Source organism: Rhodobacteraceae bacterium IMCC1335, assembly GCA_039640495.1.
Classification (GTDB): domain Bacteria; phylum Pseudomonadota; class Alphaproteobacteria; order Rhodobacterales; family Rhodobacteraceae; genus Thalassovivens.
In genome coordinates, this window is record CP046864.1 from 2,116,730 (window position 1) to 2,142,885 (window position 26,156).

The following is a 26,156-nucleotide window of genomic DNA, read 5'->3' on the forward strand; positions in this document are numbered from 1 at the left end:
TGTTTTAGACAAAACCCACGCTTTTAAGTAACATTTGATGCTCTTAAGCTTCATATGCTTCTAAAACAAAAGCCAAAACCCGTTTGTTTTTACCGCCTTGAAATCATCCGCTTTCGGATTATCTCTCAAGCAACGGTAATAACGGAATTTTTAATGCAGGCTTGTTCAGGATCGCGAAAAGAAGCCCTTGTGCTCTTGAATTCTTTTTTACCAAAAGCTGGAAAATCCTATGCAAAAAATCGAAACTTTGATTTGGGCTCGGGCCAGCATAAACATGTGTCACAGCTCTCTGCTTTTATAAAACGACGTGTTATAACGGAAGAAGAGGTTTTAAGAAAAGTGCTGTCAGCGCATTCTCTCAACGCGGCTGGAAAATTCATAGATGAGATTTTTTGGCGCACATATTTCAAAGGATGGCTCGAAAGCAGACCTCATATTTGGGCGCAATACTGCACCGATGTGCAGCACCTAACTCATGATTTGCAAACTCAATCGGGCCTGCGCGATCGTTGGGCAGCAGCCTGCCTTGGCGAAACCGGGATAGATTGTTTTGATGCCTGGGCAAAAGAACTGGCCGAAACCGGATATCTGCACAATCATGCAAGAATGTGGTTTGCCTCGATCTGGGTTTACACGCTGCAGTTGCCCTGGCAATTGGGTGCTGACTTTTTTTTGCGGCACCTTCTGGATGGCGATGCTGCCTCAAACACGCTAAGCTGGCGCTGGGTGGTGGGCTTGCATTCTGTTGGGAAAACCTATCTGGCGCGCGCCGAAAATATTCAACGCTTCACCAATGGCCGCTTCGCCCCCAAAGGATTGGCCCAGGTCGCGCCGCCGCTGAACGACACCGCGCATACGACACGCCCTAAAACAATAGACCCACCCAATCGTTACCTAGACGGGCACAAAACTGGCTTCTTGCTTCATTCAGAGGATCTAAATATTGCCCATCTCACTCATCATAGCGATTGCATCGCATCGGCCGTTTATCGCCCGATTGATACGGACACTATGCTGGTTTCGAACCCGAAATTGCTTGAATTTAACAACGCAACTTTGGATGCGGCGGCAAAGCACTGGAAACCCAACCTGCTTAATTGCTCAGACGTGGACACCCTTGAAGCGATCTTATCTTGGGCGCTAGAAAACAAATTAGAGCAGATAGTCACACCCTATGCTCCGGTAGGAAGTACGTCACAAATGCTTGAAAAAATGAAAAGCTTATTAGGCAATCACGGCATTCAGCTGACGCAAGTGATGCGCGCCTACGACATTGTTTCTTGGCCCTATGCCACAAAAGGCTTCTTCAAATTCAGAGAAAAAATTCCGAAAATCTTAACGTCGCTCTCTATGATTTAACGCGTGTCGGTCAATCTGGCGACATATCGGGCCAGCGTGTCTATTTCTAGGTTAACCAAATCCCCTACCGCCATATCGCCCCATGTTGTGACGGTTTTGGTATGGGGAATAAAATTGACGCCGAAGCTTTCATCGCCAACCTCATTCACCGTCAGCGAGGTGCCGTTCAAAGCCACCGACCCTTTTGGGGCTATAAAACGCGCAAGATCTTTCGCCACTTTAAATTCAACCCGCGTGCTGTCGCCCTCCTCGGTGATGGCCGTGATTTCAGCAATACCATCAACATGGCCCGACACGATATGCCCGCCAAGTTCATCGCCCAATTTGAGCGCACGCTCGAGATTTACCCGCCCCCCTTCAACCCAAGCCGATCTACTGTTTGCCGCCGTATCAGCCGGCCCAATATTGGTTTTTGAAACCGTTTCTGCACTAATATCAACATCAAACCAACCAACGCCAAAATCAACAACAGTCAGACACACACCATTGCACGCGATCGATGCACCGAGGACGATCGTCTCATGGTCATAGCTGGTTTTTAACCTGGCTCTGATATCGCCACGAAGCTCAACGCGTTCAATCTGCCCAATATCGGTGATGATCCCAGTAAACATTGTTCGGTGACTCCAAATTTTCTTATCTTCGCCGCAATTATGCCAAAAATTTAGCGCATTCGAGCGACAGCCCTTGGCCTGTATAGATATGGAACATTTCACGCTTATGAACAATGACCTGCAGAAAAAACGTATGTTTCTTTTTCTACAAGGGCCGCATGGACCTTTTTTTTCACAGCTGGCATGTGCGCTTGAAAGCTATGGCCACGCCACCAGCCAAATTGGCTTTAATCAGGGCGATAAAACCTTTTGGGCAAATAAGCGAAGTTTTATTCCTTTCACTCTACCAATCGATGCGTGGAGCGGGTTTTTGCAACGAGAATTTCGAGAAAAGCAGATCACAGATCTTGTGATCTATAACGACACGCGCCCCTTCCATAAAACTGCCATTCAAGCCGCGCATGCCAAAGGTATAAACGTTCATATCTTTGAAGAAGGCTATTTAAGACCCTATTGGATCACCTATGAGCGCAACGGCAGCAATGGAAATTCAAAATTAATGTCCTTAGCGCAGAGCGCCGTTGTTCCAGATCACTTGATCCTCAATCCAGATACCGTGCCTGCTCCCTGTCATTGGGGGGATATGCGCGAGCATATTTTCTATGGCGCCGTCTATCATTGGTGCATTCTGTGCGCCAATCGTCAATTTCCCAATTTTACCTCGCATCGAGAGATCAGCATTAGGAAGGAATTTCGGCTTCATCTGAAGCAATTGATTTTTACGCCAGCGCGAATGGCGGCACGTTTCTGGGCAAATTTAACCTTAAAGTTTCGGACCTATCCCTATCATTTGATTTTGATGCAATTGCAGCATGACAGCGCAATTCAAAACCACTCTCCCTTCAAAACGAACGCCAGTTTTCTTGAATTCGTTCTTCGAAGTTTTGCAAATAACGCCGCGCCGCATCATCATCTTGTGATCAAAGCGCACCCTTTGGAAGACGGTCGTTCAGAGATCGCGTATCATTTGCGAAGACTAGGTGCAAAATTCGATATTAACAGGCGTATTCACTATCTTCCCGGCGGCAAGCTCGCGCATGTCTTAGATCCCGCACTCAGCGTTGTGACCGTCAATTCAACCGCCGGGCAACAAGCCTTATGGCGAGGTATTCCAGTTAAAACGCTGGGAAAGGCGATTTACAATCAAAATAAATTTGTCTCCGAGCAATCGCTTGATGCGTTTTTTGCAGACCCAAAAGCTCCAAATCTTCCAGCCTATCGGGCGTTTCGAAACTTTTTATTACTGACATCGCAAATACCTGGCGGGTTTTATTCAAAAGCCGGGCGGCAGCAAGCAATTGCCCGCCTTGCAAAGAAAATGTTTCATCCACTAGACCCCTATACCGCCTATTTAAAGGGTGAGACCACCCATAATAAGCAGGATGGTTTAGCATCCCTACCCTCCGCAGCTGCATTGGTGGCAGCCGAATGATCCCCTTACCTATCGGTTTTATACGGTCGTATCGCTTTCAACCGGCATCGCGCAGATGGCTGGCTCGCCAGATCGCGGGGCTTATCTGTTTAAGCAGCGTTATGGCGTGCGAATTGCCCAGAGTTGGCCCGACGCGAGCAGAGATTATTGCCGATTTAAACACCACTGAAAAAAATCTTATTGTCGAAGTTGACGCCGCCGTTGCACGAAAAACCGCTAGTATCCCTGCCTTGGGCTTTTCCAATAAATTCAAATCAGCCGCCATCCTGGGCTCTGATACGATACAGCCCGGTGATACATTAGGCCTGACGATTTGGGAAAGCGTGGAAAGCAGTCTTTTGGCGGCTCAAAACAGCAATTCAACGATCCTTGACGAAGTACAAGTGGATGGCGAGGGGTATATTTTCATTCCCTATGCTGGGCGGATCAAAGCAGCTGGGCATACACCTGACTCGATCCGCCAGCATTTAACGGAAATCTTGCAGGTGCAAACCCCTGACCCGCAGGTGCAAGTGCGCCGCAGCTCGGGAGATGGCGCGACCGTATCGGTGATTGGCGCCGTGGTGCAACAGGGCATCTATCCTATAGAACGCCCAACGCGAACGCTGGGTGCCATGCTGGCCCGAGCAGGCGGCGTGACCATCGAACCCGAGGTGGCGCAAATCACCATCTTACGCGGAAGTCTTTTGGAAAAGGTCTGGTTTCAAGACCTTTATAACCACCCGAACACCGATATTTCGCTGCGTGCAGGAGATAGAGTTCTTGTCGAGACCGACACACGCGCCTTCACCTCTTTAGGATCCACGGGCACACAAGCGCGCATCGGGTTTCCCACGCAAACGATCTCGGCAATCGAAGCCTTGGCCTTGGTGGGGGGCTTATCGCCCGTTACCTCTGACCCACAGGGCATTTTCGTGTTTCGCAATGAGGCCGCCAAAACCGCCAATCATGTCTTGGGCCGCTCGGATCTAACTGGCGAGGTTAAAATTGTTTATATTTTGGATTTAACAAAGCCAACAGGCATCTTTATCGCCCGCGATTTCACCATCCGTGATCAAGATACCGTTTACGTTACCGAGGCCGCCTTTACCCAATGGAACAAGCTTATTGCCGCCGTTACCGGATCTTTAGACGCTGTAAACACGATCAACCAATCCGCGAATACGCTCTCGTTAAAACGCTAAGCGATGCAAGCGCCTCTCGCTCATAAAAAACGCCGCGTGGTTCAATCACTGCACCAAAAGCCTGTTTTTTGGTATAGTTTAGGCCTTTTACACAAGCGCTGCGTAGCACGTATTCTGGCACTATCAGGATATCAGCTGACGCTGGGCCTTCCATTTGCGCAAGCTGAAGTTCTGATCTGGGGAAAATCGGCAGCCGCGCGGCGTGGCCAAAAGATAGCTAAGCTTTTCAACGCACCACTTCTTTATTGCGAAGATGCATTTTTACGATCTCTTTTTCCCGCTCGGTTAGGTAAGGAGCCCCCGATCGGCATAATGCTCGACAAAGGGGGCTTCCATTACGACCCGGCGCAACCCAGCGATCTGGAACAGATTCTGCAGCATGAACCGCTAAACGATCCACACGAGTTGCAGCGCGCAGAAGACGCAATATCTCGGCTTCAAGACCAGCACCTTTCCAAATATTCAGCCTTTGATCCGCGCATGCCGCTTCCCGAACCCGGGTTCATTTTGCTGATCGATCAAACCCGCGGCGATGGTGCTGTACGCGCGTCTGGCGGCGGGCAAATAGACTTCGACGCAATGCTTGCCCACGCAAAAGCCCATTTCCCCGATCATAAAATCATTATCAGAACCCACCCAGAAACGCGGTTCAATCTGCGCGAAGGTTATTTTTCAGCGCGGCATTGCGATAGCCCACAGATCACGCTTTTCAATCGCGCAACTTCGCCCTGGCATCTCTTGGAACGCGCCAAAGCAGTGTATAGCTTTTCGTCACAGCTAGGTTTTGAGGCGATTTTAGCGGGGCACCGCCCCCATATATTTGGGCAACCTTTTTATGCAGGCTGGGGCTTAACAGTGGATCACAAGCCTATGCCTTGGCGAAGCCGAAAGCTTAGCTCTAGCCAATTGTTTTTGGCGGCAATGATTAAATATCCAATTTGGTATGATGCCTATCGGGACCGCTTATGCAGTTTAGAAACCATATTAGACAATTTGGAAGCCAAAACCCGCACGTGGCGCGAAGATCATCAAGGCTGGTCTGCTTCGGGCATTAGCCGGTGGAAACGGCGGCATTTTCGGGCTTTTTTTGGCCGATACAAATCCGTGAAATTTCAAAACACACCCAGCGAAGGCCTAAAAGGGAACTCGCGCAAAAGGATGGTTTGGGCCAGCGCACAACCATCGGCCGGCACATCTGTCACGCGCATCGAAGACGGGTTCCTGCGCTCGCAGGGTTTGGGGGCTAATTTGGTGCCGCCGCTTTCCCTAATTTGTGACGATCTTGGCATTTATTACGACCCTTCCCAAGAAAGTCGGCTTGAGCGCATATTGTTAAAAATGCCGCCGCTTCGCGCGGATCAGACGCGGCGCATCAAAACGCTGCAAAGGCGGTTGATTGACCATAATCTGACAAAATACAATCTTCATAGAGCCTATAACCTGCAGCAAGAAAAAAGCTGCATCCTGGTGCCGGGACAAGTTGCCGATGATGCCTCTGTGCTGTGCGGCGGTGGCCCAAAGGGTGACAATCTATCGCTTTTAAAGCGCGTTAGGCGCGCCAATCTAAACGCCTTTATTCTTTATAAGCCGCACCCGGATGTGGAAAGCAATTTAAGGCTTTGCGCCTTACCTAAAAAAACTGTTCTGCGCTATGCCGATGATTGCCTCGAAAATTGTGGCGCAGCGCAGGCCCTTGAGAGCTGTGATGAGGTGCACACTGGCACATCACTGATGGGGTTTGAAGCGCTGCTACGCGGTATTTCCGTTACAACATATGGGCAACCATTTTATGCAGGCTGGGGATTCACCAATGATCTAGGGCCTAAAATCGCACGGCGCAAACTCGGCCTAACCTTGCAGGAATTTTTATACGGATGCCTGATAATATACCCGCGCTACTTTGATCCAGTCACGCGCAGGGCTTGCCCCGTTGAAGTGGTGGTAGATCGATTGCTGGACCCCAGTGCGCATCGCCCAAGCCAGGCGAACAGAGCGCTCGCCAAACTGCAGGGTTGGTTTGCCAAGCCCGATCCGTTTTGGCGTTAAGCCAGAATTTGTACGAAACAAACCTAGCAGCGCCGCCAAATTTGCAACAGATCGGGGCCAATGGCCTGCGCCTTATGCGCAACGAAGCGCTTTGCCTCTTTCAAGTGATTGATGGGCAAATCCCCGATCACCGGCTCGGCGCGCGCGCCCAGCACAAGCCCCGCAGTGACTCCCATCAGCTCATCGACAAGGTCTTCTTTCAGCAGAGCCGCTGCCAGTGCCCCTCCGCCTTCGCAAAAGACCCGTGTCAGGCCCTTTTGCGCCAAACGCTGCGCAACATCTTTAAGGTCAAGATTGTTTTTATCCGCCGCACATTCGATCAACACCGCCCCAAGCTTTTGCCATGCCCGTAAGCGCGCTTTATCGGCCTGAGGGCCATGGCAGATCCAGACAGGCACGCTTTTCGCCGTTTGCGCCAAGTGATGGGTCTCGGGAAGATCAGCGCCATTGCTAACCACCACACGTACCGGCTGCCGCTCAATGCCGATATCCCGAACGGTCAGATTGGGATTGTCACGGCGCACCGTCCCCCCCCCAACCAAAACGGCATCATAGCGCGCCCGCATCCCATGCACCCATCGCCGCGCCAAAGGCCCGGTAATCCATTGGCTTTCGCCATTTTCCATCGCCGATTTGCCATCAAAGCTGGCCGCCATTTTCAACGCTATATGCGGCCTGCCACGCAGAATCCGATTAAAAAAGCCCGCGTGATCCCAGGCAGCAGCCTCTGCCTCTACTCCTTCAACAACCTCAATGCCAGCAGCTTTTAATGCTGCCACCCCGCGCCCCGCAACCCGGGGATCTGGATCTGCCGCACCAATCACAACCCGCGCAACTTTGGCCGCAATCAGCGCATCACAACAAGGACTGGTCTGCCCTTGATGCGCACAGGGCTCTAACGTGACAAAGGCAGTGGCGCCCGCTGCCAACGCGCCCGCGCGTTTCAACGCCTGTGCTTCTGCATGCGGACGCCCCCCTATCGCGGTCCAACCGCGGCCAACAACGCGTCCCTTTTTTACGATCACGCAGCCCACTGCCGGATTGGGCCAGCATTGGCCTTGATTGCGCCGCCCTAAAGCCAGCGCATGCGTCATGAACTGGTGATCTTGCACTGACCTGGCCTATTCTTCAGTGGGTATATTGGGCCTCAATTCACTGACAAATTTATCGAAATCATCGGCAGCCTGAAAGTTTTTATAAACGCTCGCAAAGCGCACATAGGCCACCGTATCGATGCGCGCCAGCGCCTCCATAACGATCTCACCGATTTTCTTTGAATTAATATCGGTTTCGCCAAGGCTTTCCAGACGCCGTACGATCCCCGAAATCATTTGCTCCATCCGCTCGTTTTCAATTGGCCGTTTTTGCAGCGCAATACGAATGGAGCGCTCGAGCTTGTCGCGATCAAAATCTTCGCGTCGTCCATTCGACTTTATCACCACAAGATCGCGCAATTGCACCCGCTCATAAGTGGTAAAGCGCCCCACGCAAGCTGCACAAAACCGACGGCGTCGAATTGCAACATGGTCTTCAGCGGGGCGGGAATCTTTCACTTGAGTATCAATATTCCCACAGAACGGGCAACGCATTGGCATATCCTTTGGCATAAGACTGGCCCGAATTTGCGGGCCAAAGACTGTTTTACACGAGCACTATAGGGCAACCGCAACGCTTTGTGTAGTCTGCTTTTTTGATCACTACAGATAGATTTTGATCAAATTCATAAGGCCTGCCCAGACACCTATAGCGCCACTATACCTGTACAGAAACAGAAGACGCGTTCAAAAAATGGTTAACAGGGCGCAGCGCATTTACATGGGCGCGGGCAGCTGATCGCGCAAGACAGAGGCAATGATCCGACGCTGATGCGGCGCCACGCGATGTTCGACCAGGTAAATCCCCTGCCACGTCCCCAATGCCAATTGGCCCTCATGCAGTGGAATAGTTAGAAATGTCGGTAAAAGCGCGGCTTTTATATGCGCCGGCATATCATCCGCACCTTCATAAAGATGAGTCAAATATGACATGGAAGGATGGGTTGCCGGCGGCACCAAACGATCAAAAAACGCCATTAAATCAGAGCGCACATCCTGGTCAGCGTTTTCTTGAATCAACAAACTTGCCGAACTGTGCTGAACGAATAAATTTACCAGACCGTTACCTTGCACCCACCGAGCGATCCGATCGGTAAGCTCATACAGCCGCGGACCATCTGTTTGTACAATGAAAGTCTTTTGCATCATACCCGCTCAACTGGTTTCTCACATTTGGCTTGCGCTTATCAAACCGCCCTAACTTCACCAGATGCATTGAATGCATCTTGACTGTAAACCGGCCAAGTAGCGTGTTTATTGATCCAAGAAACTACGCAATTTGCGCGAGCGTGACGGGTGCTTTAATTTGCGCAAAGCCTTGGCTTCGATCTGCCGGATCCGCTCGCGCGTCACGCTGAATTGCTGCCCCACTTCTTCAAGCGTGTGATCCGTATTCATGCCAATCCCGAAGCGCATGCGCAAAACCCGCTCTTCCCGCGGCGTGAGTGATGACAGCACGCGCGTGGTGGTTTCCTTCAGATTCTCTTGAATTGCGCTGTCCAATGGCAAGACTGCGTTAGAATCTGGGATAAAATCACCCAGTTGCGAATCTTCTTCATCGCCGATCGGGGTTTCCAGTGAAATCGGCTCTTTGGCGATTTTCATCACTTTGCGCACTTTTTCCAACGGCATTTGGAGTTTAGCAGCCAATTCCTCGGGCGTTGGTTCGCGCCCAATCTCATGCAGCATCTGCCGGCCGGTGCGCACCAGCTTGTTTATGGTTTCAATCATATGAACAGGAATACGAATGGTTCGCGCCTGATCAGCGATCGAACGGGTGATCGCTTGGCGAATCCACCATGTCGCATAGGTTGAAAACTTATACCCACGCCGATATTCAAACTTATCCACAGCCTTCATCAGGCCGATATTACCTTCTTGAATTAAATCAAGAAATTGCAAGCCGCGGTTCGTGTATTTTTTAGCAATTGAAATCACCAAACGCAGGTTTGCTTCAACCATTTCTTTCTTGGCTTGGCGGGCTTCTTTCTCGCCTTTTTGAACCTGCGCCACTATGCGTCTGAATTCGCTTATATCCAAACCGATATATTGACCAACCTGCGCCATATCATTGCGCAACCCTTCCACTTTATCGGTGGAGCGTTCGATGAACATTTGCCATCCCCGGCCGGGTTTCTCAGCCATGCGTTCTATCCAATTGGGATCGAGTTCATGGCCCCGATATTCATCGATGAACTCGCGGCGGTTGATCCGCGCTTGATCCGCCAATTTAACCATGGAACTATCAATCTGCATGATGCGCCGGTTGATCCCATACAGCTGATCAATCAGTGCCTCAATCCGGTTATTGTGCAAATGAAGCCCGTTGACCAGCTCGACAATTTCAGCGCGCAATGCCTGATATGTTGCCTCTTCTGTCTCAGTAAAGCTGCTATCTTCATTCAAAGTTGCAGAAATCCGCGAATCCTGCATATCGGATAATTTTATATAGTCGGATGCAATACGATCAAGCGTTTCAAGCACCTGAAGTTTCAACGCCGCTTCCATCGCTGCCAAAGACAGGTTGGACTGATCGTCTTCATCGTCATCATCATCGTCATCGCTCAGTATTGGATTGCCATCTGCATCCAACTCTTCGGATTGGGCCTCCTTTTGCTGCCCAACCGCGACATTGCCGGTTGCCAGAACATTTTCGCCTTCACCATCTTCTTCCATTTGATTGCCGAAGGTGGTTTCCAAATCGATCACTTCGCGCAGCAGAATCTCTTCGCTCAGCAATTCATCGCGCCAAATTGTGATCGCCTGAAACGTCAAAGGGCTTTCGCATAGCCCAAGGATCATCGTGTTGCGCCCTGCCTCGATCCGTTTGGCAATCGCAATTTCACCTTCGCGGCTGAGCAGCTCAACCGAGCCCATTTCACGAAGATACATGCGCACGGGATCATCGGTGCGATCAAGCTTTTCGGTTTCTCCCGAGGATAGCGCCACATCTTTACCGCCTGTCACCGCGACCAGATCCGTGGCTCCTTTTTCTTCTTCTTCGATCTCTTCATCTTCAATGATATTGATGCCCATTTCAGACAGCATCGACATCACATCTTCAATTTGTTCGGAAGAAACCTGATCAGGTGGCAATACCTGATTAAGTTGATCATATGTTATATAACCACGTTCACGCGCTTCACCAATCATTTTCTTGACCGCGGCTTGACTCATATCAAGGGAGATCTCGGCGTCCTGATCATCTGTCTTGCGATCGTCGGTGTCTTTAGCGGCCATTCAGCACTCCTAATTTAACGCGGGTGATTCGTTTCTGACAAGAGATAACGGAATCAGATGATTCGGCTACCCCGTTTACAGCACTTTATTTACCGATATCTCTCTATTTAGTCAGTTTTTTGGCTTATGAAACGAAATCCCCCCCAAAATTTCATCGAATCGGTCTTTTTCGCTGCGGTTGATTCGGGCACCGTTCCGCGCCATCTGATATTGAACCTTATCTTCTTGGACTGTTTTTAAAGCATTATGCCCCGCCCTAGCAGCTTCCTTCAGACGCCAAACAGCGGTTTCATCCAAGGCCTCCTCTCCGGCCTCTTGCAGCTCTTTTAATTCTGCGGCCAGACCTTTCTGGCTGGAAAGTTTCCCCAAAGCCTCCAAAATTGTAGCGCGCGCATTCTGTGTTTGATCCGAATTCAGCAAACCGGCGGCCATGCGCACATGTCCAGCAGAAAACAGTTTTTCGATCACCTGAGGCCCTAGCGCAGCGGCAATCTGCGCCTCTAACTCAGAGCGCGTTTGATTTTTGCTTTGCACCATGATGCGGAGCATTGCATCTAAATTTTGATCATCAAAATCAACACCTTCGAGTAAGCTGCGCACATCCTTCAACACAGCTGGGCAGACCAGCAGGGCCGCAACGATCACCGCCTCATGGATATATTGGGCAACCCTGTCATTACCTGAGGCGAGCGCTGAGGCCTTGGTGCTTTGCTGAGGTTTTCCCGGCAGGCTTGCCGCTTGACCACGCTTGCCGCCCCGCTTGCCATGGTTTCGAAACAAGGCCCAGCGCAAATCTTTCAGCGCCGTTTCATAATGCAACCGCAGGCCGTGATCCTTGATCAACTTAGTTTTAGTTGCCAACGCTTTATCCAAGCCGGCTTTGCGCTCCGGGCTATCAAACGGTCCAGCAGCCATTTCGCGCTGCCAGAGCAGCTCAACCATTGGCATCGCTTTTTGTAGCAATTTGCGCAAGGCGCCAGCCCCAGATTGGCGAATGAGATCGTCTGGGTCTTGGCCTTCGGGCATCAAGGCAAACCGCAAAGCACGGCCGGCTTCCAACGCCGGCAACGCCAAATCGATCAATCGATAGGCTGCTCTCAAGCCCGCTTTATCGCCATCAAGTGCCACAATAGGCTCGGGGGTCATGCGCCATAACAGCGAAAGCTGGGTTTCAGTGATGGCTGTGCCCAGCGGCGCAACTGCGGCCTCAAAGCCCGCTTCAACCAATGCGATTACATCCATATACCCTTCGGCTACAATCAATGGCTGATCCGGTCCAACGGCCTTTCTGGCAGGGCCCATATTGTAAAGCGTGCGCCCTTTATCGAACAAAACAGTTTCAGGAGAATTGAGGTATTTGGCCTTGGCAGCCGGATCAAGCGCGCGCCCGCCAAAAGCAATGCACTGCCCACGGGCATCATGAATAGGAAACATGATCCGTCCACGAAACCGGTCATACGGGGCTCTGCCCTCTTCGGGCTGGATACAAAGGCCAGTTTCAATAAGCTTTTCAGGGGCAACACCGGCATCTTTAAAATGATTTATAAGCGCAGTACGATCTTCTGGCGCAAAGCCAATGCCAAAGCGCGCTTGCGCCTCTTCAGATAGCCCACGCCCAGACAAATAGCGCCGCGCATCAGCAGCGGCGTTTGTTTTCAGGCTTAAGCGAAAAAAGCGAACCGCTTGCTCCATGACATCGACAAGCGCACCTTTTTGATCCGCTTTCTCTTTTGCCTGCGGATCGCGAGCCGGCATGCTCAGACCAGCCTCTGCGGCCAAAATCTCTACCGCCTCTATGAAGCTCACATTTTCTGTATCTTTTACGAATGTAATAATATCGCCCTTGGCCTGACAGCCAAAGCAATAAAAATAACCTTTGGTGTCTTCCACGTGGAACGAGGCCGTTTTTTCTTGATGAAATGGGCATGGCGCCCACATATCACCGCGGCCCTGATTGGATTTACGCAGATCCCATGTGACCTTCTTGCCCACAACAGCACTTATGCTGACGCGGCTTCGCAACTCATCCAAAAATCCAACTGGCAGGCTCATGGGCTGAATATCGGAGCTTCCTAAGGCGAAGTCTAGTACTGAGCAAAAAGAAACCGGCTTTTTACGCCTCCGCGAAATTCAGGAAAGCACGATCCGGCTTTAAAGCCCTTTTGTTTGATAACTCTCTGCGACTTTACGAATGGCTACCAAATAAGCTGCGATGCGCAGATCGGTGACGTTTTCATCGCTATGCCAAAGCGCCCGCATTGCCTGCATCGCAGCGCGCATCGTGTCATCCAAACCCGAGCGCACCAGCTCTAACTCACCCGCGCCTTGAACAAAGCGTTTTTTAAAATCTGCACTCATACTCCAATCAGCGCCCATTTGGGTTGAGAGGCGCTCCAATTCGGCCAATAACATGAGGCTGCGTGCCTCTTCCTGACGGCGCTGCATCCGGCCAAATCTGATATGGCTGAGATTCTTTACCCATTCAAAATAAGAGACGGTTACGCCCCCCGCATTTGCATACATATCCGGAATGATCACGCAGCCTTTTTCGCGCAATATTTCATCAGCGCCCGCCGTGACGGGCCCATTTGCTGCTTCGATGATCAACGGCGCTTTGATGCGCGCTGCATTATCTAAATTGATCACACCTTCCAAAGCCGCCGGGATCAATATATCGCAATCATGCTCAAGCAGCTTTGTGCCCTCTGGCACAAAGACAGCATCCGGGTAATCTTTAAGACCCCCTGTTGTATTTCTCCAATCTGCAACACCTTCAACATTCAGCCCGGTTTCGTTTATGAGCGCACCATCGCGTTCGATCACGGCGATAATTTTGGCGCCATCTTCCTGGGATAAAAACTTTGCGGCATGAAACCCGACATTGCCAAGCCCCTGAACGATCACGCGCTTTCCTTCTAAATACCCGCTTAACCCTGCGCGCTGAAGGTCTAATTGCTCGCGAAAAAATTCTTGCAACGCATATTGAACACCGCGCCCCGTGGCCTCAACCCGCCCCGCGATTCCACCCGCGTTCATCGGCTTGCCAGTGACGCAGGCTTTGGCATTGATATCGGTTGTGTTCATGCGGGCATATTGATCTGCAATCCATGCCATTTCACGTTGCCCCGTGCCCATATCCGGCGCGGGTACGTTTTGGCTGGGATGGATCAAATCACGCTTTATCAGCTCATAGGCAAACCTGCGGGTAATCAACTCAAGTTCATGCTCTTCATAGAGCGTTGGGTCAATGCAAAGCCCACCTTTAGAGCCGCCAAACGGCGTATCGACCAAAGCGCATTTAAAGGTCATCAGCGCCGCCAAAGCTTCCACTTCGTCTTGGTTCACCCCTAACGAATACCGAATGCCCCCTTTTACAGGTTCCATATGTTCAGAATGTACCGAGCGATATCCCGTGAAAGATTTTATTTCACCGCGCAAACGCACGCCAAACCGCACTGTATAAGTGGCATTACAAATCCGGATTTTTTCTTCCAACCCGTCCGGCAAATCAATCAAGAGAACTGCCCGGTCAAACATTCTTTCAACGCTTTCGCGAAAGCTAATTTCCGTTTTCATCCTGCAATCTCCCTAAACCATAAATATGAAAATAAAAGCTCGTTACTCCCCTCGCATATCACATTTCCAACAACCCTAAGAACAATTTTAATGGTTAAAACGCGAAAGCTCTTTAAACTAAACGCGCACCTCATAGCCGGGCTGTTCCGGCTCGTCATCAATCAATTCGGCCGGAAAACCATCTGCCCGTACATCTAACCCTGTCGCCTCTTCTAAGCGCTTGATAATATTCGGGGATAACTCACGCGCTCCAAAGCGTTTAATCCCATCCTGAAAGATAGAGATTAACAATGGACTCAACTCGAGCGGTATCGAAGCCCGATCTGCAACCTCTTGAAACAAGCCAATATCTTTTGCAACCAGATCCATCGTGAACGATACATCACGGCTGCCATTTAAGATCAGCTGGCTTTCTGTTTCATGTACAAATGACGTGCCCGAAGATATTTTCAAAGCTTCAAAGGCCACTTTAAGATCCATGCCCGCCCCTTTGGCGACGGTTAAGGCTTCCGCGCAAGACACCAGATTGGCCGTGGCCATATAATTTGTGATCACTTTAAGAATACTGGCAGACCCCAGATCTCCGGTATGCAAAATGCGCCGCCCCATTTTTGCAAGAAATGGCAAAACCGCTTCAAAACTCTGCCGGTCACAGCCGGCGAAAATGCTTATATTGCCCGTATCTGCGCGATGACACCCGCCTGAAACAGGACAATCCACGGCTTGCCCGCCCTTGGCCTGCACCAAGGCACCAAGACGTTTGACTTCCGCTTCATCTGTGGTTGACATTTCCAACCAGATTTTACCGGGCTTTACATGCGCAAGCATCGCTTGAACCACCGCGGCAGAAGCGGCTGGATTTGGCAAACAAGTGATCACTATATCACAGCTTTGCATCATTTCAGCTGGGCTTACTCCGTTCTTAGCGCCCTTTACCACGAACGCTTCCACCAAAGCCTCGTCCAAATCATGAACCTGTAAAGACACGCCATTACGCAGCAAACTGCCTGATAATTTGCCTCCAACATTTCCCAATCCAATAAATCCGACCTGCATCTTATTTCTCCTGGTTTTTTCTAAAACTTAGGGCTTTCCAACCCATTGTTCCGTCTATTTCCGACCTTGCAGAGTCGAATATTTCCCAGCTCCGCAGCTTGCCCAATTTCAAACGCTTTTATTTTTAAGAAAAATTAAGAATTCCAGCGCTCAGTTCAAAAAAGCCATTTTCCAATTTCTAAACAACCAGCTTGTCTGTAAATCCGGTTTTTGCGGCATATTAACTCTTAAACACGCGGATCTGTCCACGGGGCGCGGTCAGTTTACTTAGGCAAGCCTGAAAAAATCAAACACCGCTCGGCAGCAGGCCACGCCTTTCGACGCGATCACTGGTTTAAGTCATGAAAAGCAGATTAGGATTTGCTGGCGGGTACGCCCAACATGCGAAGCACAAGATCACAATAAAGCGCAATAATTTCATCCTTTGTTAAGCGGCCCTCGCCGTCAAACCAAGTGCTCACCTCTTTCAGCATGCCCAAAATAGCAAAACTTGTAATTTTTGGATCTTCAACCGAAAAAACACGCGTCCTTTGTCCTGCAGTGATGATGGATTCCAGCTCCAATTCATAGCTCTTGCGCAGGGTTTCAATTTTAACAAAATTAAGCTCCGAGAGATTGCGCAACTCCATATAGGCGATAAAAACAGCCTCTGATTTGTCCAGATGATAATTCAAATGGCAAGTCACGAATTGCAACACCAGTGTCTCGGGGGCGATATCCGTTTTTTGCGACCGCCAAGCCTGCAATAAATCGGTGAGATGCGCGTGCATTAAATCATAGAGTAAGGATTGTTTATCCGGTGTATAATTATACAGCGCGCCCACTTGCACGCCCACCTCTGCCGCAATCTGGCGCATAGAGACAGCCGCATATCCGTAAAGCGCAAACAGCTTTAAAGCGGCTTGTCGGACTTTTGGGCCAGTTTTTAACGCATGAGATCCAGAGGTTCGAGCCATAACATAACAATATATGAACACTTGTTCAGATAAAAGCACCAGATGAAATTCTGTCAGTCTTTTGCCGAATAAAGCACAGAGTGATTGCAGCGCTGCGGTGAAACCGCTAGATCAGGAATCGTTTTTATGTAGAAAATCGGATTGTAGATGAGCGCTCCATTACGACTGGGAATTGCCGGATTGGGCACCGTGGGTGTCGGTGTTGTAAAAATAGTCACAGAAAAAACCGCCTTGTTGCGCCAGCGCACGGGGCGCGAGATAGTTATTACGGCAGTATCTGCACGCAGCGCGCAGAAAGACCGAGGAATTGATCTATCGCCCTATGCATGGGAGGCGGATCCAGTTGCTTTGGCCAAGCGCTCTGACATTGATATATTTATTGAATTGATGGGCGGCCATGAAGGGCCGGCCAAAGAGGCAACAGAGGCCGCCTTGCACGCAGGCAAAGATGTGGTCACGGCGAATAAAGCCCTGTTGGCGCATCACGGACAAAAGCTGGCCGAAAAAGCTGAAAGCGGCGGTAAGGTGCTGCGCTTTGAGGCCGCTGTTGCGGGGGGTATTCCAGTGGTGAAAGCCTTAACCGAAGGGTTGGCCGGCAATGAGATCACCCGCATTTTGGGCGTGATGAACGGTTCTTGCAATTACATCCTGACGCGCATGCAAACCGAAGGTTTGTCCTATGCCGATGTTTTTTCCGAAGCCGACGCGCTGGGCTATTTAGAAGCAGATCCCGAACTGGATGTGGGCGGGATTGATGCAGGGCATAAACTGGCTTTACTTTCTTCGATTGCTTATGGCACGGAGGTAAATTTTGAGGGCGTAGAGCTGGAAGGCATTGGCCAAATTTCGATCGATGATATCGAACAGGCCGCCGATATGGGGTTTCGCATCAAACTGCTGGGGGTGTCTCAATGCACCGATCGCGGGTTGGAGCAGCGCATGACCCCCTGCTTGGTGCCCGCGCAATCGCCGCTGGGGCAATTGGAAGGCGGCACCAATATGGTGGTGCTGGAAGGTGACAATGTGGGGCAAATTGTGCTGCGCGGCGCGGGTGCCGGTGAAGGCCCCACCGCAAGCGCGGTTCTGTCCGATATTTGTGATCTGGCCCGCGGAACGCGCATCAGCACCTTTGGGCAACCCGCCAAATCGCTTCGACAGGCGCAAACCACACAAAGCGTGACGCCTGCCCCGTTTTATCTTCGGCTTCAATTGCTCGATAAACCGGGGGCTTTGGCGCGCGTTGCCGCTATCTTAGCTGAAAAAGGGATCTCGATCGATCGCATGCGCCAATACGGCCATTCCGAAGAAACCGCTCCGGTTTTGATCGTTACGCATAAAACCTCGCGCCAGAGCTTAAACAAAGCCTTGGAAGAATTGCCGAACACGAATGTATTAGCGGGCCAGCCGGTGGCGCTTCGGATTGAAACGGTTTGAGCAAACCACCCTTTGCACCCAGTAAAAGGAATTAAAACAAAAATGACCAAAACGGATTTTAGGGATCGGATGCTGTCTTTGGGGCTGGCGCGCGTATCAGAAGCTGCGGCGCTAGAATCAGCTGATTTAATTGGCCGGGGTGATGAGAAAGCTGCCGATCAAGCCGCCGTGAACGCGATGCGCGACCAGTTAAACAAGCTGGATATTGCTGGGGTGGTGGTGATTGGAGAAGGCGAGCGCGATGAAGCCCCTATGCTCTATATCGGTGAAGAAGTAGGCACCGGCAATGGCCCCGGGGTAGATATCGCTTTGGACCCGCTGGAAGGCACCACGCTGACCGCCAAAGATATGCCAAATGCATTAACCGTGATCGCTATGGGTCCACGCGGTTCAATGCTGCATGCGCCAGACGTTTATATGGAAAAACTAGCCATTGGGCCCGGTTTTCCCGATGATTTGCTGAATCTTGATATGAGCCCAGCGGAGCGAATTATGACGCTGGCCTCTGCCAAAAATTGTTCTGCTTCTGATTTGACGGCCTGCATCCTTGATCGACCAAGGCACGAAAAAATGATTGAACAAGTGCGCAGCACGGGGGCAGCCATTCGTCTGATCACAGATGGGGATGTAGCCGGTGTTATGCATTGCGCAGAGCCCAGCATCACTGGCATTGATATTTACATGGGCGATGGCGGGGCCCCAGAAGGGGTTTTGGCAGCATCTGCCTTAAAATGCATGGGCGGGCAAATTTTCGGCAGGCTTTTATTTCACAATGAGGATGAGAAAAACCGTGCGCACAAAGCCGGTATAACCGATTTAAATCGCATCTATGCGCGCGATGACATGGTCACTCAAGATGTGATCTTCGCGGCAACCGGCGTGACAGACGGTTCGCTCTTGCCGGGGATCAAGCGTGAGATTGGATTTCGCACAACCGAAACCTTGCTGATGCGCTCGAAAACTGGCTCGGTGCGCCGAATGAGCTATCGCGTTCCCACGGAGCCACGCGAATAAAGGAGATGGTTTGGCCTTTCTAAACGTTGAGTCTTCGATCTCCGGTCGTCCCTGGGTGGGGCCATCAGACGCGACGCGCCGTGCCGCTGAAACAATTGCACAAAACCATGACCTGCCTTTTGCCGTCGCTGCGGTGTTGGCGCGGCAAAATATTTCTGACCAAGAGGCCAAACCCTATCTGAACCCGCAATTGCGTGACCTATTGCCAGACCCCTTACGTTTGCGCGATATGGATAAGGCGGCCAGCCGCTTGATTGAGGCGATGCTCAAAAAACAGCGGATCGCGATTTTTGCGGATTATGATGTTGATGGGGCCACATCCGCAGCATTATTGATCAACTGGCTGAAACATTTTGGCCAAGCCGCAACACTCTACATACCGGACAGAATTGAGGAGGGATATGGCCCCAATGAGACAGCAATGCAAAACTTGGGGCAACATCATGATCTGATCATCTGTGTTGATTGTGGAACGCTGAGCCATTCTCCTGTGAAGGCGGCGCACCCTGCCGAAGTGATCATTTTAGATCATCATTTAGGGGCAGAGATGTTGCCCCAATGCTGCGCGGTTGTGAATCCCAACCGTCAAGATGAAGACAGTGACCTTGGGCATTTATGCGCTGCCTCTGTGGTATTTTTATGCCTTGTAGAGGCGGGTCGACAATTGCGAAAAATGGATCAATCAGGGCCAGATTTGATGCAAATGCTCGATTTGGTGGCTTTGGCGACGGTCGCCGATGTTGCCCCTTTAATCGGGGTGAACCGCGCCTTTGTCCGCCAAGGTCTGCGCATTATGGCGCAGCGCAAACGCCTTGGCATAACGGCCCTTGCAGATTGCGCAAACTTACAAAGCCCGCCCAGCAGTTATCATCTTGGATTTGTTTTAGGCCCACGCATCAATGCGGGCGGCCGCGTCGGACAAGCGGATTTGGGGGCGAAATTGCTTATTTGCGATGATCCTTCTCACGCACAAGCCCTAGCTGAACGCTTGGAAGAGTTGAACCAAGATCGCAGAGACGTGGAAGAAAGCGTGCGCTTAGCGGCGATCGAGCAAGCCAGCGAGCGCGGTTTAGACGGCCCCCTTGTCTGGGCCGCCGGCGCGGGTTGGCATCCAGGCGTTGTGGGCATTGTCGCCGCGCGGTTAAAAGAAACCACCAATCGCCCAGCCATCGTCATTGGATTTGACGGCAATTCGGGCAAGGGCTCGGGCAGATCCGTCAGCGGTGTTGATCTAGGCGCGACAATTCAAAAATTGGTGCAAGAAGGAATGATTGAAAAGGGCGGCGGACATAAAATGGCGGCTGGTCTGAGCCTAACAGAAGCCCAGCTGGCGCCGGCAATGGCGCGTTTGTCTGACTTACTGGCAAAACAAGGCAGCGCCGCAGGGGGCGCAAGAGATTTACAACTCGATGCGTTGCTGATGGCCTCTGCAGCTTCACTCGAGCTTTATGAAGATCTGGAAAAAGCTGGGCCCTTCGGATCGGGGGCTCCTACGCCGCGCTTTGCCTTTAGCGATATGCGACTGTCTTTTGCAAAGCGCGTTGGGGATCAGCACCTCAAGTTTCGCGCGCAAGATCCCGAGGGCACCGCGCTTGAAGGAATTGCATTTAATGCGTTTCAAACGGCGCTTGGCCCTGCTTTGCTTGCGCATGGGGGAAAACGGTTTCACTTGGCAGGAAAATTAAACCTGAACATCTGGAACGGACGAAAATCCATTCAATTGGTGCTCGATGATGCCGCGCTGGCCTAGATTCAAATGCCAGCAGACGGTTTTAACACGCCCAATTTAATAAAAAGTAGATTTTTTAAAAATCACTCAAATTTCGCTTGCAAGCCCCTTGGTCATTGCCTAAAGACACGGCACGAGATAGTGGCCCGTTCGTCTATCGGTTAGGACGCCAGGTTTTCAACCTGGAAAGAGGGGTTCGATTCCCCTACGGGCTGCCACCAACATTGCCCTATTTAAACATCGTACCCTGAGTAATAGCATGTTTGTGCGCGTGATTTCTGACGTTAAAAGCCAGCCAAATGCTATTCCCAGTTCTGATCCCCATAGGTCTTGGCAGTTCCGTTAGAGAATATCTTGCCGAATAATGGCAAGTCCCGCAGATAGGTTTCAACTTTTTGTAACCAAGCCGGACATATCTGAACAGATTACGCACAGTGTAGAATGGGTTATTCTACTTTGTGTCCTAACGCCTGCAAGTATCGTTTAACCGCCGCGGGAAATCCCATCATCAGCGCATCGGCGGTAATGCCATGGCCAATAGAAACTTCGACCAAATCTGGCACAGCTTTTAACAAAGCGGGAATATTCTCAGTGGTCAGGTCATGCCCTGCATTCATCACCAAGGGCACGCCGTTCAATGCGGTATCACGCGCGACGTTCGCCGCTTCATGGAGTTTGTTCAACTCAGCATCGATTTGGGATGGTTCAACTTGATTGGCATATGGTCCTGTATAAAACTCAATCCTGTCAGCTCCAACTGCCGACGCTGAAATCGGGTCCGACGTATTCGCGTCGACAAATAGCGACACACGCAGCCCCGCGCCTTTCAGAACGTTAATCACTTCCGTTAGCATGTCACTGGTCTGGGCAAAGTCCCAACCATGATCTGATGTTGATTGCTCTGGTGTATCTGGCACCAATGTTACCTGATCAGGATTTGCGGCAAGCACCAGATCAATAAAGGCATCTGTTGGATACCCTTCGATGTTAAATTCCGCGTCTGGGTATTCAGACCGCAACAGCGCCGAATGATCTAAAACATCTGTAAACCGGACGTGGCGCTGATCTGGCCGTGGGTGAACGGTTATACCATCCGCACCTGCATCCAGAATTGCACGCGATACATCCAGCAAGCTGGGCCACGGCACGTCTCTACGGTTGCGCAAATACGCAACGGCATTGATATTAACAGAGAGTTTTGTACATGGGCTCGACATAAATTTATCCTCGGAAAATCCGTATCATAAACTTGTAATTTCCGCATTATATCAGACCCGTAAGAATCGAATTGCAGATGAATTAATGTGCTTTCTCTTTGTTTTTCAAATGACGCCAATTTATCAACAAAGTAAAGAGCGCCGTGCAATATGTTGACTGCAGCTTTCATGAATGAAAGGGAGGCCAGCCGTAACGTAATTCAATTAAATCTTATATGCTCAAGCCATTCTGCGCCAGGGTGATGAAGATGCTCATCATATTCAGCGACGCTTGGATCACACATTGGCCCCTTTCAGCTAGATTTGGTCTTAATCCTGTTACGAGCTTGGTGGCTCAATAGACAGATTATCTGCATATCCTCCTGAAACACGCCGTCGTCAGATTCGAGATCTTACGTGGTCAAAACTTGTTTCTGTAGGACACAAACACGCCAAGTTTGTTGACCGCACAGGCGTCAAAGAAACGTTAATTCAGAGCCCTTTAGCCGCAATAGCAGGCGCTTGGGCGCCCTAAAGCGCGGATCAAGTCAATGCAAACATGTCTTTATATTGACCGCGCAGAACATTCTTTTGAACCTTGCCCATCGTATTGCGCGGCAATTCATCAAGCAGGACTAATTTGCGCGGATGCTTAAAGCGAGCAAGCGCACTGCGCATAGCATCCATCATCGTGTCAAGATCAGGAGATTGGCCTGGTTTTGCAACGATAACACCCAAGACCGCTTCGCCAGAATCTGGATGGGGCACGCCAATCACCGCGCTTTCCAAAACGTCAGGCTGATCATCGAGCACCAGCTCAATTTCTTTAGGATAGATATTATAACCGCCGGAAATAATTAGATCCTTGTTGCGACCCACGATATACAAGTACCCATCTTCATCAATTCGCCCCAGATCACCCGTGATAAAAAACCCGGTTTCACGCAATTCTGCAGCGGTTTTTTCAGACATTTGCCAATAGCCTTGAAAGACATTGGCACCGCGCACTTCAACCTCGCCAATTTCGCCTTGCGGCAATGCATGGCCATCAGCATCGCAGATCCTGACTTCAACCCCGGGCAAGGGCAAGCCCACGCTTCCGGCGCGCCGATCGCCTTCATAGGGGTTCGAAGTGTTCATATTGGTTTCGGTCATACCATATCGTTCAAGAATGCGGTGGCCAGTGCGCGCTTCAAAGCGGGAATGAATTTCGGCTAAAAGCGGCGCCGAGCCAGAGATGAACAGCCGCATATGCGCGGTTGATGCCGCGGTAAAACGCGGATCATCTAGAAAACGCGCATAAAATGTTGGGACACCCATTAAGCTTGTTGCTTTGGGCATATATTTGACGATCACATCGAGATCAAATTTCGGAAGAAAGATAAGGCTGCCGCCCGAAATTAACGAGACGTTGGTTGCCACGAAAAGACCATGCGTATGAAAAATCGGCAGGGCGTGAAGCAAGATGTCATCCGCCGTAAACTGCCAAGCCTCCACCAGCGCCAATGCGTTAGATAACAGGTTTTTCTGCGTCAGCATGGCACCTTTCGATCGCCCTGTGGTGCCGGATGTATAAAGAAAGGCCGCAAGGTCATTCTCGCTACGGGCCACCGTTGGGAAAAGAATGGGCATCTTTTGCATCTTGGCGTTGAGCGAGCCGCTTCCATCCGCATTCAGCGTTTCTATTTTTGCCCCAAGCCTACCAGCCAAAGGCGCCAGCGCCGCTTGGTTGCGGCCCTCGCAAACGATCAACGAGGCTCCACTATTCTCTATAAAATAGGCAAGTTCATCGATTGTGTAGGCCGTATTCAATGGCAGGAAAACCAGACCGGCTTGCGCACATGCTGCATATAGGGCCAATGCTTCGGGTGATTTTTCAATTTGAGCTGCGACCCGATCACCTGGCTTTAGGTTAAGCTGGAGCATCACATTGGCAATTTGGGCTGCGCGGTTCAGAAAATCCTGATGAGTAATCGTTGACCCATCCAAAAGATGCAAAAAAGGAGTTGTTTTGCCGGCATGTCGACCAAAAAGACCATCATAAAGAGGGTTTGCCATTGCGTTACCTTTCATCTGTTCGCGCGCGCGCGGCTTCTCGGGCAAGGGCATGTACATCCGGAGTTGCCGCCACATCTTTGTTGCTTACAAAAGCCTCATGGTTCTGCGACACATCACGCAGATCGTAAAGATAGTTGACCATGGCGCCACCCGATTGGCTTCTTCCGTTTTCTGAAATGTCAGCATCTGCGTGCACAGCATGGATAATCGCGCCATTTCCAAGATGAAAACGCGCGACCGGATCAACCGGCAGACCATCCTGCGCTTTGGCATTCAGCAGGTAATCGGCTGCCAATGCTTTCATCTGCCGTGGTTGATCGCAGTCCCATGCGTGGTTTTCATGCGCAAGCCACTTGGTCAGACCGGGAATGGGTGACAAAGTCACGAATGTTGTGAGCCCCGTCAGCTCGGCAGCAAGATCTGACACCACTTGCTTAATCAATGAATTGCCAAACGAAATACTCGCCAAACCAGGCTGACAATTGGAAATCGAATAAAAAACTGCCGTATCGGCCTCTGCTTCGGGACGCGCTTTGCGATCCTGCGCCAACAGCGTTTGAACCGATCCCGGAATACCTTTGTTCAACGCAACCTCTACGAAGATCAACGGTTCATCTGGCATAGAGGGATGAAAGAATGCAAAACACCGCCGATCCGTTGGCTCTAATCTGCGGCGCAGATCATCCCAGCTATCGATGGTATGGACGGCCTCATAGGCGATAATCTTCTCCAAAATATGCGCCGGGCTTTCCCAGTTAATCGGGCGCAAAACCAGAAACCCGCGATTGAACCAACTGGCAAAGAGGTGCCGGAAATCCAGATCCAAAGCTTCAAGGTCTGGCATGCCCCGCCCAATCCGCAGGAGATCGGCGCGCATTCGAACCAAAGCCCCTGTGGCACCTGGAACACGGTTTAAACGCCGCACCATTTCCTGTCGGGCCGGCTCTGCAGCTGAGGCAAAGGCGCGGTAAGATGCTTTTGACGGTGTTTTTTCATAAGCTTCAAGGGTACGCCGAACGTTCGCTGGATCAATATTCATCGCCGTCGCAAGATACTGAAAAAACTCTAATTTCTGCGCGTCACCCATTATCTCGAAGCGCGACAGGATATCATCGGCAATAGCCAAGCCAGAGATTTCCCCCGTGGTTCCAACCAAGTCATCTGCCAATGCGCTCAGAGGTCGACTATCACTTTGTAAAGGCAGTCTGCGGCGATAGCGCCGCGCAAACACCGTTGAGAGAAGGTCAGATAGGTTCATGGGCTCAAATGCCCTTTCAAAAATGCCGCAATGTTGCGCATGGATTGCTGCGCCTCTGGTATGTGGTGCTGCCATTCAAAAACATGCCACAGCCCCTCCCAAACCTGCAGATCAACCTCTACGCCGCTTTCTCGAAGGCAGCGTGCAAGACGAACGGACAAGCTCAGCAACAAGTCTCGCGTGCCCGTTGTAATGAGGCAGGGCGGAAACGCGCCATCAAAAGACCCGTTAATTGGTGAAATATCGGGATTTGTGATGTCATGATCGCCAGCATAGAGCCGCGCAGCCGTTTTCGACTCTTGTATGCTCAATGATGGATCCCGCCGGTCATTGAACATCTGGCTGTCACTCGACATATCAAGATCGCACCAAGGAGACAAAAGCGCGACCGCGCGCGGCAAAGGCAAGCCTGCCCGTTTTGCACGCAACATTGCAGCAAGTACCAGATTTCCCCCAGCAGATTCGCCAACACAAGCGAATGGCCGTTCGCAAAGCGCCTGATAAACAGAAAACCCATCATCTATCGCTGCAGGCCAAGGATGTTCTGGGGCCAGCCGATAGCTTGGAATGATCAGCGCAGCACCGGTCATCGCGCAAAGGGGCGCTGCGATGGTTAAGTCCTCATATGCACTGCCCTGGATGAACCCGCCGCCGAACCCATAAAGAATCGGCCAAGATGCCGTGATGTGAGCCGGTGTTACCTCTAAACACGCGACATCGTTGATGACAATATGTCGGGTTGTCACCTTGGTGGACGCCAAAACCTGCTTAACAGCCGGAGTGATATAGGCTTTTGTCGCGGAACGCAGATCCGCCAATGTCGACTCTGAGCGCCCCGACGGCGCCGGTTGCTCGTTGCAAAGAAAACGCTGAGCTTCAGCGCTGAGATGTCCCTTGAGCATCAAATATC

20 protein-coding genes and 1 tRNA gene are annotated in these 26,156 nt (G+C 50.9%); 8 read left to right on the forward strand and 13 right to left on the reverse strand.

Annotation, left to right across the window (positions count from 1 at the left end; all coding sequences use genetic code 11):
* Nucleotides 1-153 precede the first annotated feature (153 nt).
* Entirely contained in the window at nt 154-1,359 is a 1,206-nt protein-coding gene (locus GN241_10090) for a DNA photolyase (protein ID XAT57680.1), read from the forward strand.
* On the opposite strand, the gene GN241_10095 is transcribed toward GN241_10090, so the two are convergent.
* The gene (locus GN241_10095; protein XAT57681.1) at nt 1,356-1,973 is read right to left on the reverse strand and encodes a riboflavin synthase; all 618 of its coding nucleotides are present in this window, start codon (nt 1,971-1,973) and stop codon (nt 1,356-1,358) included. The two genes, GN241_10090 and GN241_10095, sit on opposite strands and share 4 nt — an antisense overlap.
* A 106-nt stretch (nt 1,974-2,079) precedes the next feature.
* Between GN241_10095 and GN241_10100 the strand changes: the two genes are divergently transcribed.
* Genes GN241_10100 through GN241_10110 form a run of 3 tightly spaced genes read left to right on the forward strand, consistent with a single transcriptional unit; the run spans nt 2,080 to nt 6,635 of the window.
* Entirely contained in the window at nt 2,080-3,405 is a 1,326-nt protein-coding gene (locus tag GN241_10100; protein XAT57682.1) for a capsule biosynthesis protein CapA, read from the forward strand.
* On the forward strand, nt 3,402-4,589 hold the full coding sequence (locus GN241_10105) for a polysaccharide export protein (GenBank protein XAT57683.1): 1,188 nt from the start codon (nt 3,402-3,404) through the stop codon (nt 4,587-4,589). The genes GN241_10100 and GN241_10105 overlap by 4 nt, the downstream gene beginning before the upstream one ends.
* Nucleotides 4,590-4,592: 3 nt before the next feature.
* On the forward strand, nt 4,593-6,635 hold the full coding sequence (locus GN241_10110) for a capsular polysaccharide biosynthesis protein (protein XAT57684.1): 2,043 nt from the start codon (nt 4,593-4,595) through the stop codon (nt 6,633-6,635).
* A gap of 23 nt (nt 6,636-6,658) precedes the next feature.
* Here the strand turns inward: GN241_10110 and ribD are convergent, their stop codons facing one another.
* The 8 genes from ribD to GN241_10150 all read right to left on the reverse strand — a co-directional run bounded on the left by ribD (nt 6,659) and on the right by GN241_10150 (nt 16,557).
* Nucleotides 6,659-7,729, reverse strand: a complete 1,071-nt coding sequence (ribD, locus tag GN241_10115; protein ID XAT59248.1) for a bifunctional diaminohydroxyphosphoribosylaminopyrimidine deaminase/5-amino-6-(5-phosphoribosylamino)uracil reductase RibD — start codon at nt 7,727-7,729, stop codon at nt 6,659-6,661.
* A gap of 27 nt (nt 7,730-7,756) precedes the next feature.
* A complete protein-coding gene (gene nrdR / locus GN241_10120; GenBank protein ID XAT57685.1) occupies nt 7,757-8,224 on the reverse strand; it encodes a transcriptional repressor NrdR in 468 nt (155 codons plus the stop codon).
* A 222-nt stretch (nt 8,225-8,446) separates the two neighbouring features.
* Nucleotides 8,447-8,875, reverse strand: coding sequence for a YjbQ family protein (locus GN241_10125; GenBank protein XAT57686.1), 429 nt, complete (start codon nt 8,873-8,875; stop codon nt 8,447-8,449).
* A 108-nt stretch (nt 8,876-8,983) separates the two neighbouring features.
* Nucleotides 8,984-10,969, reverse strand: coding sequence for an RNA polymerase sigma factor RpoD (rpoD, locus tag GN241_10130; protein XAT57687.1), 1,986 nt, complete (start codon nt 10,967-10,969; stop codon nt 8,984-8,986).
* 111 nt (nt 10,970-11,080) lie between these two features.
* Nucleotides 11,081-13,021, reverse strand: coding sequence for a DNA primase (locus GN241_10135; GenBank protein XAT57688.1), 1,941 nt, complete (start codon nt 13,019-13,021; stop codon nt 11,081-11,083).
* Between the two features lie 99 nt (nt 13,022-13,120).
* Entirely contained in the window at nt 13,121-14,545 is a 1,425-nt protein-coding gene (locus GN241_10140; GenBank protein ID XAT57689.1) for a glutamate dehydrogenase, read from the reverse strand.
* A 117-nt stretch (nt 14,546-14,662) separates the two neighbouring features.
* Complete coding sequence (locus tag GN241_10145) at nt 14,663-15,601, reverse strand: NAD-binding protein (GenBank protein ID XAT57690.1); 939 nt, start codon at nt 15,599-15,601, stop codon at nt 14,663-14,665.
* Between the two features lie 353 nt (nt 15,602-15,954).
* Nucleotides 15,955-16,557, reverse strand: coding sequence for a TetR family transcriptional regulator (locus GN241_10150; protein ID XAT57691.1), 603 nt, complete (start codon nt 16,555-16,557; stop codon nt 15,955-15,957).
* Between the two features lie 147 nt (nt 16,558-16,704).
* On the opposite strand from GN241_10150, the gene GN241_10155 reads away from it, so the two are divergent.
* From GN241_10155 to GN241_10170, 4 genes are all read left to right on the forward strand, one after another.
* Entirely contained in the window at nt 16,705-17,991 is a 1,287-nt protein-coding gene (locus tag GN241_10155; GenBank protein ID XAT57692.1) for a homoserine dehydrogenase, read from the forward strand.
* A gap of 42 nt (nt 17,992-18,033) precedes the next feature.
* On the forward strand, nt 18,034-19,005 hold the full coding sequence (gene glpX, locus GN241_10160) for a class II fructose-bisphosphatase (protein ID XAT57693.1): 972 nt from the start codon (nt 18,034-18,036) through the stop codon (nt 19,003-19,005).
* Between the two features lie 10 nt (nt 19,006-19,015).
* Nucleotides 19,016-20,755, forward strand: coding sequence for a single-stranded-DNA-specific exonuclease RecJ (gene recJ / locus GN241_10165; protein XAT57694.1), 1,740 nt, complete (start codon nt 19,016-19,018; stop codon nt 20,753-20,755).
* Nucleotides 20,756-20,877: 122 nt separating this feature from the next.
* Nucleotides 20,878-20,952 (forward strand) — tRNA-Glu (locus tag GN241_10170).
* 228 nt (nt 20,953-21,180) lie between these two features.
* Here GN241_10170 and GN241_10175 read toward each other — a convergent pair.
* The 4 genes from GN241_10175 to GN241_10190 all read right to left on the reverse strand — a co-directional run bounded on the left by GN241_10175 (nt 21,181) and on the right by GN241_10190 (nt 26,148).
* Nucleotides 21,181-21,951, reverse strand: coding sequence for a pyridoxine 5'-phosphate synthase (locus GN241_10175; GenBank protein ID XAT57695.1), 771 nt, complete (start codon nt 21,949-21,951; stop codon nt 21,181-21,183).
* A gap of 522 nt (nt 21,952-22,473) precedes the next feature.
* Complete coding sequence (locus GN241_10180) at nt 22,474-23,988, reverse strand: AMP-binding protein (GenBank protein XAT57696.1); 1,515 nt, start codon at nt 23,986-23,988, stop codon at nt 22,474-22,476.
* Between the two features lie 4 nt (nt 23,989-23,992).
* Complete coding sequence (locus GN241_10185) at nt 23,993-25,246, reverse strand: decarboxylase (GenBank protein XAT57697.1); 1,254 nt, start codon at nt 25,244-25,246, stop codon at nt 23,993-23,995.
* Nucleotides 25,243-26,148 (reverse strand): alpha/beta hydrolase fold domain-containing protein, encoded by a 906-nt coding sequence (locus GN241_10190; protein XAT57698.1) that lies wholly within the window; start codon nt 26,146-26,148, stop codon nt 25,243-25,245. Before GN241_10190 ends, GN241_10185 begins: the two co-directional genes overlap by 4 nt.
* Nucleotides 26,149-26,156 lie beyond the last annotated feature (8 nt).